At 70.6% G+C, this 15,522-nt stretch carries 9 protein-coding genes; 7 read left to right on the forward strand and 2 right to left on the reverse strand.

Annotation, left to right across the window (positions count from 1 at the left end; all coding sequences use genetic code 11):
• Positions 1-8: 8 nt before the first annotated feature.
• Positions 9-650 (reverse strand): DNA-binding response regulator, encoded by a 642-nt coding sequence (locus tag ACQP0P_RS26110; RefSeq protein WP_433359115.1) that lies wholly within the window; start codon positions 648-650, stop codon positions 9-11.
• An 82-nt stretch (positions 651-732) separates the two neighbouring features.
• Between ACQP0P_RS26110 and ACQP0P_RS26115 the strand changes: the two genes are divergently transcribed.
• The 5 genes from ACQP0P_RS26115 to ACQP0P_RS26135 all read left to right on the forward strand — a co-directional run bounded on the left by ACQP0P_RS26115 (position 733) and on the right by ACQP0P_RS26135 (position 6,156).
• Positions 733-1,584, forward strand: coding sequence for an oxidoreductase (locus ACQP0P_RS26115; RefSeq protein WP_433359116.1), 852 nt, complete (start codon positions 733-735; stop codon positions 1,582-1,584).
• 32 nt (positions 1,585-1,616) lie between these two features.
• The gene (locus ACQP0P_RS26120; RefSeq protein ID WP_433359117.1) at positions 1,617-2,630 is read left to right on the forward strand and encodes a zinc-dependent alcohol dehydrogenase; all 1,014 of its coding nucleotides are present in this window, start codon (positions 1,617-1,619) and stop codon (positions 2,628-2,630) included.
• A 182-nt stretch (positions 2,631-2,812) separates the two neighbouring features.
• Positions 2,813-4,051, forward strand: coding sequence for a CoA transferase (locus ACQP0P_RS26125; RefSeq protein ID WP_433359118.1), 1,239 nt, complete (start codon positions 2,813-2,815; stop codon positions 4,049-4,051).
• On the forward strand, positions 4,048-5,487 hold the full coding sequence (locus ACQP0P_RS26130) for an amidohydrolase family protein (RefSeq protein ID WP_433359119.1): 1,440 nt from the start codon (positions 4,048-4,050) through the stop codon (positions 5,485-5,487). Before ACQP0P_RS26125 ends, ACQP0P_RS26130 begins: the two co-directional genes overlap by 4 nt.
• A 186-nt stretch (positions 5,488-5,673) precedes the next feature.
• Positions 5,674-6,156 carry an NUDIX domain-containing protein gene (locus ACQP0P_RS26135; protein WP_433359120.1) on the forward strand — a complete coding sequence of 161 codons (483 nt, stop codon included), beginning with the start codon at positions 5,674-5,676 and terminating at the stop codon, positions 6,154-6,156.
• A gap of 204 nt (positions 6,157-6,360) precedes the next feature.
• Here the strand turns inward: ACQP0P_RS26135 and ACQP0P_RS26140 are convergent, their stop codons facing one another.
• Complete coding sequence (locus ACQP0P_RS26140; RefSeq protein WP_433359121.1) at positions 6,361-6,804, reverse strand: BRCT domain-containing protein; 444 nt, start codon at positions 6,802-6,804, stop codon at positions 6,361-6,363.
• A gap of 370 nt (positions 6,805-7,174) precedes the next feature.
• Between ACQP0P_RS26140 and ACQP0P_RS26145 the strand changes: the two genes are divergently transcribed.
• Positions 7,175-11,875 (forward strand): hypothetical protein, encoded by a 4,701-nt coding sequence (locus ACQP0P_RS26145; RefSeq protein ID WP_433359122.1) that lies wholly within the window; start codon positions 7,175-7,177, stop codon positions 11,873-11,875.
• A gap of 10 nt (positions 11,876-11,885) precedes the next feature.
• A complete protein-coding gene (locus ACQP0P_RS26150) occupies positions 11,886-15,521 on the forward strand; it encodes a hypothetical protein (RefSeq protein ID WP_433359123.1) in 3,636 nt (1,211 codons plus the stop codon).
• The last annotated feature ends 1 nt before the right edge of the window (position 15,522 follow it).

Genomic DNA, 15,522 nt, shown 5'->3' on the forward strand with positions numbered 1-15,522 from the left:
CTACGGTCTTAGCGGGATAGTCCCAGATTGCCCGCCCGCAGCCCGGCCTGGAAGCGGGAGTCGGCCTCGAGCTTGGCCATCAGCTCAGCCACGCGCCGCCGATAGGTGCGTAGCGAGACGCCGAGCCGTTTGGCCGCCGATTCGTCGGTGAGTCCCGAACCGAGGGCTTCGAGGATCATGCGGCTGTCGGCATCGAGGTGGGGGATGTCGCTGCGCAGATAGGTGTCGAGATCGACGGCGGTGTCCCAGATCGCCTGGAACAACGAGTGGACGCCGTCGACCAGGATCTGCGACGTCGTCACGGTGTACTCGCGGCCGGTGGGTGTCTCCCGGCCGGCAAGGATCATCACCCGCCGGTCGATGAGGATGGTCTCGTGCGGCAGTTGGGAGCCGCCTATCCGAACGAGAGCGCCCTTGCTCTGCACCAGCCGCAGGTGCGCCCGGGCCTCCTCGTCGGCGAGCGCGACCGGGCCGAGCAGCTTTCGAGAGGTGAGGCCCGAGGCCTCCGCAGTACCCATCCGGTTCCGGATCGCGGCCCTGGCCTCCGGCTGCGACCAGGTCTTGAGGTCCCGGGCGGCGCAAAGGAACTCGGTCTGCGCGGACTCGAAGAGATGACCGGCACGCGCGATCAACTCTGCGTCCCCTCGCACTGAAAACACCTGCTCGTTCCGCATCCCGCCAGTCTGGCAGCAAGCTGCCACGAGCTCGCTGGGCGTCGTGGCGGCGGACACGATGAGCCTCGTGACGATCGAGACCTTCTCCCTCGGCGGAGATCTGACCATCAACCGGCTCGGCTTCGGCGCGATGCGCCTGGCGATGGGCACCTTCGACGGCCCGCCGCGAGCTCCTGAGAGTGGCATCGCCGTGCTCCGGCGCGCCGTGGAGCTGGGCGTGAATCACATCGACACGGCGAGCTTCTACGGCAGGGGAACGGTGCGGGCCAACGAATTGATCCGTACGGCATTGACCCCCTACCGTGACGATCTGGTGATCGCCACGAAGGTCGGGCCACTGCCCGGACCAAACGGTGCGCCGAGCGAGCAGGCGACGCCTGATCAGTTGCGCGGCCTGGTCGAGGCGGATCTGCGCTCTCTCGGTCTGGACCGGCTCGACCTGGTTTATCTACGGGTCGGTGGGATGACCGGACTGGGGGGCGAATCGATCGCCGAACGGTTCGCGGTGCTGGCCGAGCTCCGCGCGGAGGGGCTGATCCGGCACCTGGGCGTCAGCAACGTCGACGCCGCGCAGCTCGCCGAGGCCCGGGCGATCGCGCCCGTCGCGGCGGTGCAGAACCGGCACACCGGTGACATGGGACTGCTGGCGGAATGCGAGGAGGCGGGCATCGCGTACGTGCCGTACTTCCCCCTCGGCGGCGGTGGCGGCCCGCTCGACGCCGACCGGCTCGGCAAGGTCGCAGCACGCCTGGGCGCGACCACAGCGCAGGTCCAGATCGCATCGCTGCTGGCGAAGTCGCCGTCGGTGCTTGCGATTCCGGGCACCGGTTCTCTCGATCATCTGGAGGAGAACCTCGCGGCGCACGATCTCAGCCTCGGTGACGAGGACCTGTCTGACCTGCGAGGCTAACCGATCCCGTGCCCGTTGCTAAGGTTTCCTCCGTGAGAGCGTTCGTCGTGACCGGGCCTCGCCGCTTCTCCGTGTGGGACGTCGAGCCACCGGTCCCCGGCCCCGGGCAGGTCGTCGTCGACGTGGAGCGGGCCGGGGTGTGCGGCACCGACATGGAGTTCTTCAGCGGGGATATGGCCTACCTCGACGAGGATCACGCCCGCTATCCCATCCGACCCGGCCACGAGTGGTGCGGGAGGGTCTCCTCGGTCGGCGAGGGCGTCGAAGACGGCTGGATCGGCACCCGGGTCACCGGTGACACCATGCTCGGCTGCGGACGGTGCCGCCGCTGCCTGGGCGGGCTGCAACACGTGTGCGAGGACCGCTTCGAGATCGGCATCCGCGGCGGGTGGCCCGGCGCTCTGGCCGAGCAGCTGCCGGTGCCGGTCACCGCGCTGCACGCGCTGCCGGACGCGGTCGACGCGGTGGCCGGGGCCATGGTCGAGCCCGGCGGCAACGCGCTGCGGGCCGTCGAGGCCGCGGCCCTCGCGCCGGGTGACCGGCTGCTGGTGCTGGGGCCGGGGACGATCGGCCTGCTCGCCGCCCGGTTCGCCCTGGCGCGCGGCGCGGAGGTCCACATCATGGGCCTGTCGGAGCCGTCGCTGGAGTTCGCCCGAGGTCTCGGCGTGCACGGGGCGTGGACCTCCGACCGGCTTCCCCGGCTCCCGTTCGACGCGGTCATCGACGCCTCCAACGCGCCCGGCCTGCCCGCCCTGGCCGTCGACCTGGTGGAGCCGGGCAAGCGGGTGGTCTACATAGGGATAGCGCCGAGGCTCAGCGCCGTCGACACCCGCGCGCTGGTGCTCAAGGATGTCACGGCCGTCGGGATCCTGAGCGCCTCCCCCGGCCTGGCCGGGGCGGTCGAGCAGTACGCCTCGGGCTCGGTGGATCCCCGGCCGCTCGTGGCGGCCGTCGTCGGGCTTGAGGAGGTGGGCGCGGTTCTCGCCGGCTCCCGCCCCGCGGGCTCCGGCCCCGGCCCCAAGATCCACGTCGACCCGCGGGCCTGACCTGGCCGTTCCGATCGGGCGGAGCCGTCCGCCGGATCGGCGACGGAACCACGCCGCGGGTTCGCCGGTGGAGCCTTCCGTCAGACCGGCACGGACAAAATATGATCTTTTGTGGCCCGGAAGTGTATCGTCGGTATGTGTCGCTTTATGCACGCTACAGCTCTCTTGTCCGATCAGGAAGCGTGACAGCCGCCGACCCGCCGGCCGACTGGGCGCGCAGCGGCGTCGTCACGCTGACCGGCCGCGAGAGCGGCCCTCCGCTGGTGCCACCGGGCCGTGCCGCCACCGTGGCGCGGGAGCTGGCCGGCCGCTTCACCGAGTTCACCGGGGTGCGGGTGGACGGTGCCCGGTTGCTGTCGGAGCGTGCCGCCTTCACCGGTCACCGGCGAGGTGGAGCCGTGTCGGCCGGAGGCGCGTGCCGGCTGCTGCGCACCGCCGACGGCTGGGCGGCGGTCTCCTGCGCCCGCCCCGATGATCCGGCGTTACTGGGAGCGCTGGTCTGCGCGGAGGTGGGCGACGACCCGTGGCCGGCGGTCACCGGCTGGCTGCGCGAGCACACCGGTGCCGAGCTCGCCGAGCGAGCGGCGCTGCTCGGCGTCGCCGCAGGCCCGGTCCGGCACCGGACCGTTCCGCCCGCCCTGCTCACCCCGCCCGCGCCGGTGACGCCCCGGTCGCCGGACGGTCTGCTGGTCGTGGACTTCAGCGCGCTGTGGGCGGGCCCGCTCTGCGCCCACCTGCTCGGCCTGGCCGGTGCCCGGGTCGTCAAGGTGGAGACCCCGTGGCGGCCGGACGGCGCCCGGGGCGGGAACGCCGCGTTCTACCGGCTGCTGCACGCCGGGCACCGCTCGGTCGTGCTCGACCCCCGCACCCCCTCCGGGCGGCATGCCATGACCGCCCTGGTCGACGCCGCCGACATCGTCATCGAGGCGTCCAGGCCCCGCGCGCTGGCCGGTTTCGGGCTCGACGCCGAGGCCGCGGTCGCCGCCGGCACCGTCTGGATCTCGATCACCGCGTACGGGCGCGGGAGCAACCGGGTCGGATTCGGTGACGACGTCGCCGCGGCGAGCGGCCTGGTCGCCCATGACGCCGACGGGACCCCGTTGTTCTGCGGCGACGCGATCGCCGACCCGCTCACCGGCCTGACCGCCGCCGTCCTCGCCGCGACGGCGCCGCCGGACGGCACGGGCGCGCTGTGGGACATCTCCATGTCCGACGTGGTCGCCGCCACGCTGGATCCCGTCGTGGAAACGCCCCCGAGCTCGGTGGCCGCCCGGTCGCGGAACGGCGGCTGGGTCGTCGACGCCTCCTCCGGCCCGGTCGACATCGCCGTCCCGCTGCGGCGGACGGTGTCCGGGAGGGCACCCCGGAGCGGGGAGCACACCGCCGAGGTGCTGCGCGAGCTGGGCGTCGTGTCCCGGTGACCGGTCTGCTGCTGCGCGACGCCGAACTCGACGGGCGCGCCGGGGTCGACGTCCGCGTCGAAGACGGCCACGTCGTCGAGGTGGGCACCGCCCTCGGCCGCCGGCCGGGAGAGGCCTGGTACGACTGCCGGGGCGGCGCGCTGCTGCCCGGGCTCTGCGACCACCATCTGCACCTGCACGCGCTCGCCGCCTGGGGCACCTCGGTGCGGTGCGGCCCTCCCGAGGTGACCGGGCCCGCCGCGCTGGCCGCCGCGCTGGCCGCGGCCGTCCCCGACGGGCACGGGTGGATCCGTGGCGTCGGGTACGCGGAGACGGTCGCCGGCGACCTCGACGCCAGCGCGCTGGACCGCCTCCGTCCCGACCGCCCGGTCCGCGTCCAGCATCGTAGCGGCGCGCTGTGGACCCTCAACACCGCGGCCATGGCCGCGACCGGCCTGGCCGGGGCCGACCACCCTGGCGTCGAGCGGGACGACCGCGGCTTTCCCACCGGCCGGCTCTGGCGCGCCGACGGCTGGCTACGCTCCCGGCTGCCGCCCGCCGGACCGCCCGATCTCGCCCCGGTAGGCGCCGCCCTCACCCGCTTCGGCATCACCGCCGTCACCGACGCCACCCCCGATCTCGACGCCGGCACCGTCGCGGCGATCACCGAGGCCATGCGTGGCGGGGCGCTGCCCCAGCGCGTCCATCTGCTCGGCGCCCCGCTGGACACCCCGGCCGGGCACGGTGACCCCGTGGGGTCACCGTGCCCGGCCGTCGGGCCATACAAGATCGTGGTCGCCGATTCCGGGCTGCCCACACTCGACGAGCTCACCGGCCGGATCCGGGCCGCGCACGCAGCCGGGCGCGCGGTCGCCGTGCACTGTGTCACCCGCGAGGCGCTGGTCCTGCTGCTGGTCGCGCTGGACGACGCCGGTTCCCTGCCCGGTGACCGGGTCGAGCACGCCGCGCTCGTACCGGCCGAACTCGTCCCGGAGATGGCCCGCCTCGGCCTGCGCGTCGTCACCCAACCCGGCTTCCTCGCGCACCGGGGCGACGACTTCCTGCGGGACCTCCCCACCCGGGACCACCAGGACCTGTACCGCTGTGCCACCTTCCTCCGGGCGGGCGTACCCGTCGCGCTGTCCAGCGACGCCCCCTACGGCCCGCTCGATCCCTGGGCCGTCATCGGCGCGGCGACCCGGCGGCACACCCCGGCCGGGCGGGTCGCCGGCCCGGGTGAGCGACTCACCTTCGCCCAGGCCCTCGACGCCTACCTCGCCCCGCCCGGCGATCCGGGCGGTCCGGCCCGGCGCGTCCGTCGCGGCACACCCGCGGACCTCGTCGTCCTGCGTACTCGCCTCGCCGACGCGCCCGCCGACCCGGAGCCCGTCCGGGCGGTGCTGATGGGAGGCCACCTCGTCTGGGACGATCCCGGCACGGGTCCCGCCTGCCGGTAATGCGATGCCCGGGCGCCCGTCCCGTCACTCCTCACGAGCGGCGGCCCCGCGGGCGCGTCGAGCTCAGCCCTTCAGGCCGGTGTGGGACAGGCCTTCGACAGCGTCCGCCGCGTCCAACCGCCGTAAGCGGCATCCCGTACCGGGTGGTGGGGGTCAGGATCCCGATCCTGCTCTAGTCTCACGATCGTGACGATCAGGAACTCGCACTGCTCCTTCTGCGGTACGGCCTTCGCCCCCGGCCAGGACTGGCCGCGCACCTGCGCCGGCTGCCGGAACACCTCCTACCTCAACCCGCTGCCGGTCGCGGTGATGGTGCTGCCGGTCGACGACGGCCTGCTGGTGATCCGCCGTGACATCGAGCCGCACCGGGGTGGGCTCGCCCTGCCCGGCGGCTTCGTCGACATGGGCGAGTCCTGGCAGCAGGCGGCCGTCCGGGAGCTCCGGGAGGAGACGGGGATCGTCGTCGGCGCGGACGAGGTGCGCCTCCTCGACGTGCTCAGCGCCCCCGACGGCACCGTGCTGATCTTCGCTCTGGGGCCGAGGACCCGCTCGGCCGCCCTCCCGCCGGTCACCCCCACGGCCGAGACGACGGAGTGGCTGCTGATCGACGGGCCGAGGGAGCTGGCGTTCCCGCTGCACACCAGGATCGTGGCGGAGTACTTCGGCTGAGCGGCCGCCGAGAGGCGGGCAGGCGGTCCGGTGGTTCTCACTCGCCGGAACGGTACGGCGAGCGCCTTCGCAGGCGATCAGGCACGTTCACAGCTCGGCCTCGCCCGTGACGCAGGTGATCGACCCAGATCGTCCCGTCGGCGTCATGGGAGACGTGGGCGCGCCCGGCGCGCCCGAGGACCGTTGAGACAACTCCAGTCCTGATCAGACGAACGGGCCGGCGATCCGCACGCCCAGGCTCTCGGCCTTGGCCCGTTTGGAGCCCGCCTTCTCTCCGGCCACCAGCAGTGACGTCTTGACTGAGAGGCTGGAGGAGGATCCGCCTCCGGCGCGTTCGATCAGCTCGTTCATCTGGTTGCGGGTCAGCGCCTCCAGCACCCCGCTCATCGAACCGGTGACAACGACGGACATCCCGGCCAGCGGCAGCTCGCCGGCATCGGCATTCTCACCCCGGTCGAACAACCGGCCGACGGCCGGCCCCTCGACCTCGACACCCGCGATGCCCTCCTGCGCGCCCTGCGCTGCCCGGGAGAACGCGGCTTCGCCCTGCTCACCCAACGCCGGCGCACCCTCCAGCACATCACCGCCGACCCCAGCCGAATCGGCGACATCGTCGAAGCCGCACTCGTTCTCCCCTATTTCGAACACGGCTACTCGAAATGAAAGCCGCTGATATCACCTCACTCAAAATCCGGTCCGGCCCTCCCCGAAGACCGATCGTTACAGTTGGCCTGCGGAACATCAACGCCGAATGGCTTGATATCGTTCATAAAACTCACCACAGAAACTAATTCAGAAATGATCGCCCCACTTTAGCGGGCAAGGTGGCCGATTGGAGTTATTCCTGTGGCTACGGAGGGTTCCCCCTTGTGGAGGGCGTGAGCCATGCCCACCATGAAACATCAGCACATCTTTTGAGGTCGTTGGTCAGGGGGCGCGGACGTCCTGATCACGCGGGACACGGGATGTCACGGTCTCGCGCTCTCTTCCGAGTGATCCATGGGACAAGGAGACTTCCGTGACCAACCCCAACTCTGAGGATGTCCTCGACGCTGTCATCGATCTGACCGGCGACATCAGCGCGGGGGCCGACGTGGGGCGGCTTCGCGCACTGGCCGCAGCGGCGCTGCGGCACACACCGCCTGAGGAGTCGACCCGGCACGACGACGAGGTTCGCGCCGCCATACGAGCCTCGATTCTGCCCGTCGAGGAGGAACCGCTGGCGATTCGTCGCAGTGACCTGCTCCAGGTGGACGGCCTGTCCGGGCTCGCGCCAGGCGAGCGGCTCGGGCCGTACACAGTGGAGGACGGCTCGCAGGTTTGGTTCGACGTCTTCTTCGCCGGGACCAGGCTGGTCGTCGTCGAAACGGGGGCGAGTGCGCCGGCGCTGGTGCTCACCAAGGCCGCGCCTCCCACGCCGACCCCGCAGGGGGCCACGGTCGACCTGGGCACAGGTACGGTGTGGATCCGTGGCGACCTCATCGACCCGGACCTGCCGAGCGGCGCGTACGCGGGGGTGAAGGCGTCGAGCGGACGCCTGACTTTGACGGGTCCCGTCTCCGTCTCAGGAGACAGAATCAACGTGCCGAGCCCGCTGAAGGCCGACCTCACGCTCGTCCCGGTCACTGATGAGATGACACCGGTCGCGGGCGGCTGCCGCTCGGCTGAGACGGAGATCAAGCTCCCGGAAAAGCTCTCGTTCAGGTTCCAGCCGAGAACCGTCCCTTCGGGAGCACCCGGCGCGGCGGCGGTCTGGGGGCAGCGGTTCGAGTTCACCGGCTCCATCGGGTCGTGGACGTTCGTGCAGCGGCTGTGGACGGTCGTCCTCGACTACAAGATCGCCCCAATGGAGCTCGACACGAGCGCGATCGGCTCGGCCCTCATCGGCTTCGAGGGCACCGCCCGAGTCACCCGCGCGGGACTCGGGCTGCCGGTGGTCGTCGCCGCACCGGCGCTGCTCGGCGAGGCGGCGAGCGGGGCGAACTGGTCGCTGGCGCTTGAGGGCCTGACCGCCCGCTGGTACGACGCCGAGTTGCCGGCGCACGAAATCTCCGCCACCTGGGCAGCGGTGTCACCCGGTGGGATCATCCTCAGCGCCGACGCCCTGCCCACGAGCCCGCCGGTGACGCACACTTACGACCTCTGGGCGATCGCCGAAGGCGCGGGGCAACGGCTGCCGTGGCGGCAGACGTACGATCAAAAGTTCGCCCTGCTCTACTCGTGCGATGTCACGAGCGGCGAGTCCTTCCTCACCGGCGGGCGGGCGACGGTCGCGCTCGACCGTCCAGTGCGAACCAACGGCACAGCACCGACGACACCAACCGGCCAGAGCAACCTGCTGCTGCGCAAGAACGGCGAGCGGACAATCGTGACCCTCGCCGCCGCGATCACCAGAGTCACGGCGGTGCACCAGTACGCATTGCGCAACGCGCTGTTGTGGACCACCTCGCCGCTCGTGATCGGCATCCAGGGCGAACTTACCGGAACGCGCCAGGTCTGCGCCGGATTCGCCCGTGTCGTGCTCGGCCTGTACGCATGGGCACCAACCCTGCCCGACCCCTACGTGGCGAACGCGTTCATCCGCCGCCCCGGCCTCTCGCCCGGCTCCGAACCTCGGTCGAACATCTTCGCGCGGATCTCGTGGACCTCCGAGGAGGTCGCGCTGTCCTTCGAGGGGCAGCTAGGGCCCACCCTCGCGGTGTCGGACAAGGACGCTTCCCCTGCGGGTTCCAGGCCCATGCCCAACCGTCGCCAGGACCCCGACGTCGGCCCCACGCAGGTGGGACAGAACACGCTCACCCACGACGACCGAGCGGCCGAGCTGTGGGCCAAGGCGCAGGGCGTAGAGAAGGAGAATCGTCAGCACAGGGTCGGACCGGCGATGGAGCGGAACGCCAGGACCACGCGGCTCATCGACAACTACGTCACGGAGTTCCTCGGTCCCGCCCCGCACGTGTTACTGCTTGATGTCTCGACAAATCAAGACTTGCTGGGAGTTGGATTCAGCGAGCGGCCGTCTGGAACGTTCCCTTTGTCCGGTTTGGAGGTCCAGGCCCAGGTGGCTGACCTCCGCGTCGTCACACTGCCCCAGATCCAGTGGGAGCCGGTCCGCACACTCGACCAGGACCAGGACATCATCGAGCTCGGTTGGTTCCCCACCCCGCTGGCCTCGGCCACCGACGGCGGGCCCACCCAACTCGGCGCGCGCTCGCAACGGCTGGTCCCCTCGATCCCCGAGGACGTCCTGCGCGGCACCCACAGGGCGTACCAGGAGGGCACCCGCGTCATCGTGCGCACCACGCTGCCTTTCGGGCTCGTCACAGCCGTCGGGCTGCAGCCGCAGGACGACGGCAACCGAAGGGCCGACCTGTACGAACTGCCGCGTCCCGAGTTCCCCGGCAAGGACGCCGTCGGCGGCCTGCACGCCATGCTCCTCGCCGACGGCGGACGCCCTGATCCGGGAGGGGTATCCCCGACGTTCGACGGCCGGACAGGACAGCTCATCAACGGCGTGGACCTGGCATCGGGAACGCAGCTCGGGCTCTCGGTGCTCGGCAGCACCGGCGATCCCGGAGGCAGCGTCGAGACCATCTTCAACAACGACATGACGGCCAGACCACGCGTCCCCGTCACCCGGTTCGACCTGTCGGGGTACGGCGGGTCCAACTTCAGCGACTGGAACAACCCGTTCTCCGCGTTCGCCGACACCGCCAAGGTGCAGTTCCGCGTCATCGTCGGGCGCACCGCGCTGGAGGTCATCAAGGTCAACAGCGTGTTGCACCCCTGGGGCATTCGCGTCACCCGCTCCGTCACCGTGGAACGCCGCCCTGGCGGTGGCGTCATCCGCCGTGACTCGGGCTGGCAGCCATTCACCCCCGGCCTGTTCGACTACCGCTACGCCGACGACACCGGCACGCCCCAGGTCGCCGACTACGCCTTCGACGCCGGCGTGTTCCGCGGCTTGTTCGACGTGCGCTCGATCCGTCCGGCTCCCGGCAGCCCGGTCTCCTCGGGGACCGCGACCATGATTCCGTACTACTTCGACGCCGACCTGGCCCTCGATGGCCTGAGCGGGCGCACGCACGTGGTCGGGGTACTTGGCTACCTGCAGACCGCGCCGAGCAAGGTCCCTGCGTCATCCGCCGCGTTGACGCATCTCATCCAGACGCAAGGCGCGGTCGGCGGGCCCGTCGACGCGTGGATCGACGTGGGTGGCGGCGGCCTGCTGTACCGAGTGCAGAGAATCGAGGTCGGGGTTACGTTCGACGGGCCGAAACCGGTGTTCGTCGCCACCGCGCGGGGCGTGCCCAAGCTGCCACGCACGGGGGCGTGGTCGGTGGTCACCCGTCCCGTCGCGTCCGTTCCCCCCGGCGGCGGCGAGGCGGTCCCCGTCTCCGACAGCCAGGGCGTGCCGCTCATCCGCCGGTATCCGGTGGCCTACTCGGCGACGGACCGGAAGTCCTACAGCCGACCGCCTCTCGTCGGCGCCTCGGGAGACTACCGGTTCGCCGACGCGGCCGACCTGTTCACGCCGGCCACCCCCCAGAAGGACTACGCGCTGCTGCAGAGCACGCCGACGCACGCGTTCCTGTTCCCGCGTCCGACGATCGTGCCGTCTGCCCCGCACAAGGTGCGGAGCGATATGCCCGCCGCGCTGGCCGACCTGATCGCACGCTCCACCTCCAAGGGCGCCTTCCCACCGCCTGGCAATACCATCGAGTTGGGAGCGGGCGCCTTCCACCTGGATGTGGGCAACGGAGGCGCGCTGTCCCTCTCCTCCCCCGTCACGATCACCGGCCATCCGACGCCGCTGCGGATCGCGGGCTCCGACGGCCACGGTTCGAGTCTGTTCTACGACACCGCGACGCTGAAGCTGGACCTCCAGCCTGACCGGTGGAGCGCTGAATTCACCGGATTGCGCATCTGGAGCGACGTGACAGGCCTGAAACGGCTGACCGGCTCGGAGTTGCGCGTGGTCGGCTCGACCGACCGACGGCCGCAGATCGCCGAGCTCAAGACGCTGATTCTCACCGAGATCGAGCAGATCCTGTCCTACATTCCGCTGATGGGAGACCTCGGCGTGCAGGGTCCGATCGACCTGGGCGCCTCCAACGCCAAACACGAGATCAAGGTGGAGGCCAAGTTCGGGGTCACCATCCCGCCGACCAGCGTAAGCTTCGCGGCCGGCGCCGATCTCAAGCTCAAACTCTATGTACGGCAGAGCACCGGCTTCGACCTGGCGGCAGGCGGCGTCAAGGCGGCGGCCACGTTCGGCGCCGAACTGAACGGCAAGGTGCCGCTACTGTCGATCGGGGTCGCCGCCGTCTTCCTGATCGTCACGCTCAAGGCCGAGTTCAGCATCACCTCCGTGACCGGCGTGGTCACCTCCGAGCGCCTGGACCTGATGGCGTTCGTCGGCATCGGCGTCGAAGGCAGGATCGGCCCGTTCAAGGCCTATGCCTTCCTCGGCATCGGGTTCCTGCTGAGCTACAACGCGATCAGTGACACCACCAGGTACGGCGGGCTTGTCGCCCTGGAAGCCGGGGTGGACCTCAAGGTCGTCCAGGTCAAGATCCGCGCCGAGCTCAAGGGGCTGATCTACAAGGACGGCGCCACGACGAAATGCGATTACTCAGGTCAGGTCAAGCTCGAGGTTGAGATCTTCCTCTTCTTCTCGATCAGCGCGACCTACGTCGTCACCGAGACAGCCGCGCTGTAGGGAGTTCACCGTGGTCGCACCGAACAAGCTCACTCTTGTCCCATACCTCCAGCGTTGGGATCACAACGCCCGCGTCCTGTCGATCAGGCTGCTGGTCGCACCTACCGGCAACCCGCTCAAGCCGCTCATTTCCGTACCTCCTGGGGTGCCCGCCTTCGCCGACGCGAGCTTCGCGTTCTCGGTCAGCATCTCGGGGACGGTGGGTGCGCTGCCCCAGCGGACGCTCGTCGACCAGACGATCGTGCTGCCCGACGGGGGCACACCGCTGTTCCACGCTCAGGACGCGCGCACGATCTTCACGGCCATCAAAGGCCTGCTGGAGATCCCCGACACGCCCGCGGCCGACACGTTCGCGGCGCAGTCCAGGGATATGACCCGGCAACTACGGAAATACTTGCCCAAGACCTATCGGCAGGCATTCGCGTTCGTCCGCCCGCGCACGTCGCTCGCGGTCACCGACGACTCCTACCAATGCCTGATGCGCTGCCCGCCCGACCCCACTCCGCCGCCCCCTCCGACGGTCATCGGGTGGGGTGAGGCGCTGGCGTTCTCGATGCGCCATCCTCGGCTCGCCGAGGCGCTCGGCCTGATCCACACACTCGACCTCCCGTTCGGCGCGACCTCGCCTCTGGTGGACGGTGGCTGGCTGTGGGTCGATCTCGCCCCTGCCGGCGACTATTTCGGCCAGACCGGCCAGCCCGACTTCACCCGTTCCTTCGCCACCCGCGTGCCCGCACTCCCCGACACGGCGGCCAGACCGGTGTTCACCCCCGTGGTGTTCCCTGTGTCCACCGACGCGGCAGGGGCCGCCACGCTGGGCAACTTCGACAAGGTGTTCGTCGAGACGATCCGCTTCGACGACGGCTTCTCCAAGATCGTCCACGCTCGACAGCCGCTCAGCGCCGACCCCCTCGACGAGGACGGCACCGGCGCACCGATCGGCAGGGACGAGGGCATCCAGCTCGGCTGGGACGACGAGGACATCCTAGAGGGGCAGAACAGGGCGCTCGGCGCACCACCCGAAGGCGAGGACCCCGTCCTCGCGCCGCGCGGAGTGTTCGGCTATCGGGTGGACGTGCGCCCGCAGGGGGCGGGCGCGTGGACCTCGCTGTCCAAGGTGGACGCGCCACTGTCCATCGGAGTGGACCTGGGCGTGGCGACCGAGGAGCGCTGGTCGGAGGTCGTGCCCGCCGAGCACAGCGGCCAAACGTGGCTGTCCGCCTGGTTCGTGAACTGGCGCGGCGGCTCTCTGGTGCTGTCCACCGAAGACGACCAGCGGCTGATGAACACACCGCCTGGCCGTCGGGTGGCGGGTACGCCCGTGGACGCCGACGTGGTGGAGCTGCGATACGGGCGCAAGTACGACTTCCGCGTCCGCCTGACGGACACCACGGGCGGCGGCCCTGCCCTTGAGGAAGAGCCCAGCCGGCCGGGTGAGGCGCCGGTCGCGACCCTGCACATGAGACGGCACAGGACGCCAGGCATCGTCGAGATCGACAAGGTGACGGTCGGCGCGGACGGGACCACGCCCTCCATTCGCCTGTGGCGGCCCCCGCTGGGCTATCCCGAGGCGGTGTTCGCGGCCGGAGCCTCCGCCCGTGCGGCGCTGCTCGCCCAGATCACGGCCAACGACGCCGGACTGCCTAAGGATGCCAAACCCCCGGTGATCCGCGACCCCGACACGGCTTACCTGCACGTCCGCGTGCTGATCAAGGTGCCCACGTTCGATCCGAGTGCCGACGCCGACGGGTTCGTCACCTGGTACGAAACCTCCCGCGCGTTCCCCGCAAACCCCGACCAGGCCCTTGACCTGGCCCTGTCGTGGGTAGACGCGAGCGACTACCGCGAGCTGGACATCACCCCGCAGCTCGGCGCGGACGGTACGGTGACCGGCCCCGTCACGCTGCCGACCGCCCGCGACGTCCGGCTCGAAGTGCGGGCAGCGGGACGCGCCGACCTCGCCTACTTCGCCACCGAGAAGGCCAGGCTGGGCCGTACCCACGAGATCGACTTCCACGCCGTCGCGTCCGCGGCGGCCGAGGCCGACGCGCTCGTCGATCTGCCGCCCGCCGACGCGATCAGGTCGGTCTTCCTCCGTCCCGACCTGATCGGGGTGCGGGCCGAGCCTCGTCCTGTCGCGGTGCAGAACGTCACCTCGCCCGCCCTGCTTGGCCGCCTGGCCTCGGCGGCGGACCTGGTGGCCAACGGGCCGCAGTTGATGGGCCGCGAGGGCGAGCGCGTCGCGTTCGGCTGTGCGGGGCTGACCCACCACCTGGCCCCCGATGGGTCGAGTGTGGAACTGGCCGAGCCGAACGAGCTGGCCGAGCAGTGGATCTGCGTGGTGCGGGCCACCTTGGACCGCGACTGGACCTGGCGGGGCGGCGGCTCGCCCACGGTCACCGTGGTTCGCACCCTCTCCTTGCCCGACGCGGCGGGCGCGGCCACAGAGATCCGCACGGTCGGCACAATCGAGCTGATGAATACCGTCAACACGCAGGCCACGGCCGGCCCGGAACGTGCTGCGACGCACTTCATCTTCCTCGACGCGTTCCCGCCGCCGATGGGTCCTGACGGCCTGCCGTACGAGGTGGCGGTCACCTACCGGCTACAACTGGCCCTGGAAGGCGGCGGGGAGGTCACCCGAACTCAGGAGAACCTGGTGCCGATCGTGACACGGCCGACACAGGTGCCGCGCGTGGTCGCGGCGGGGATCGCGCTCACGCCGTACAACCGTGACAGCGACTACGCCTCGACGGGATCCAGGACAAAACGGCTGTGGCTGGAGTTCCACGAACCGTTGACCGACCCGCGTGACGCGTACTTCGCTCGACCTCTGGCTCAAACACCCGATCCAATGTTGCTGCCCGGCGTCGAGCCCGTGGCCGACCCCGAAGTGGTGGAGGGGCCGCCGCTCGACCCCGAGCTGGTCCGCGTCATCACCCCAGGCCAGCCTCAGGACCTCGCGGGGCTGTCTACCATGCAGCGGCTGGAACCGGCGGCCAACTCCGACCGACACTTCCTCCTCCCGCTCCCGCCGAACACCGACCCGCTCTCCCCCGAGCTCTTCTCCTTCTTCACCTACGACCTCAGAGTCGGACACGACGCCGGTCCCGCGGCCAACCCGCTGTGGTGTACGGCTCAAGGCCGGTTCGGTGAGCCGCTCGTGCTCGACGGCGTGCAACACCCCGTGCCCGAACTCGCCTGCGCGGTCGTGCCCGAGCAGGGCGGCGGGATCCGCGTACAGGCGCCGTTCGCGTCCTGCTATGTCGGTCTGCGGCGCGTGGTCCCCTCGCCGCCGAACACCGAGATCTGGGTGGTCCTGTACGGCAGGGTCGTCCAGGCGGACGGCAGCACCAAGCGCAACATCCAGATCGCTCTGAACAGAGGGCGCCCCCTCAGGGAACGCCCCGGCAGGACCGTGCCGCTGACCGTCCAGGCCGAGGTGCGCTGGTCGGCCGACGAGGTCAAGGCCGCGCTCGACCTCGCAGGGCTCCCCGGCGACACACCCATCACCGCCCTCGCCGTAGAGCTCCTGCCCGAGCCAAACGGCAACTTCGGCGATCCGCTCGGCGGCGATCTGGGGCAGGTCCGAGTGCTCAGGACCTCGCCGCTTGTCTCTGTGGAGTCCGACTGCTGCACACCCTGAG

This window comes from Streptosporangium sp. CA-115845, assembly GCF_050943795.1.
Classification (GTDB): Bacteria; Actinomycetota; Actinomycetes; order Streptosporangiales; family Streptosporangiaceae; genus Streptosporangium.

Bases quoted from the DNA above. Each gene is read 5' to 3' on its own strand.
- ACQP0P_RS26115 (WP_433359116.1), top strand. From the start codon at position 733: ATGAGCCTCGTGACGATCGAGACCTTCTCCCTCGGCGGAGATCTGACC.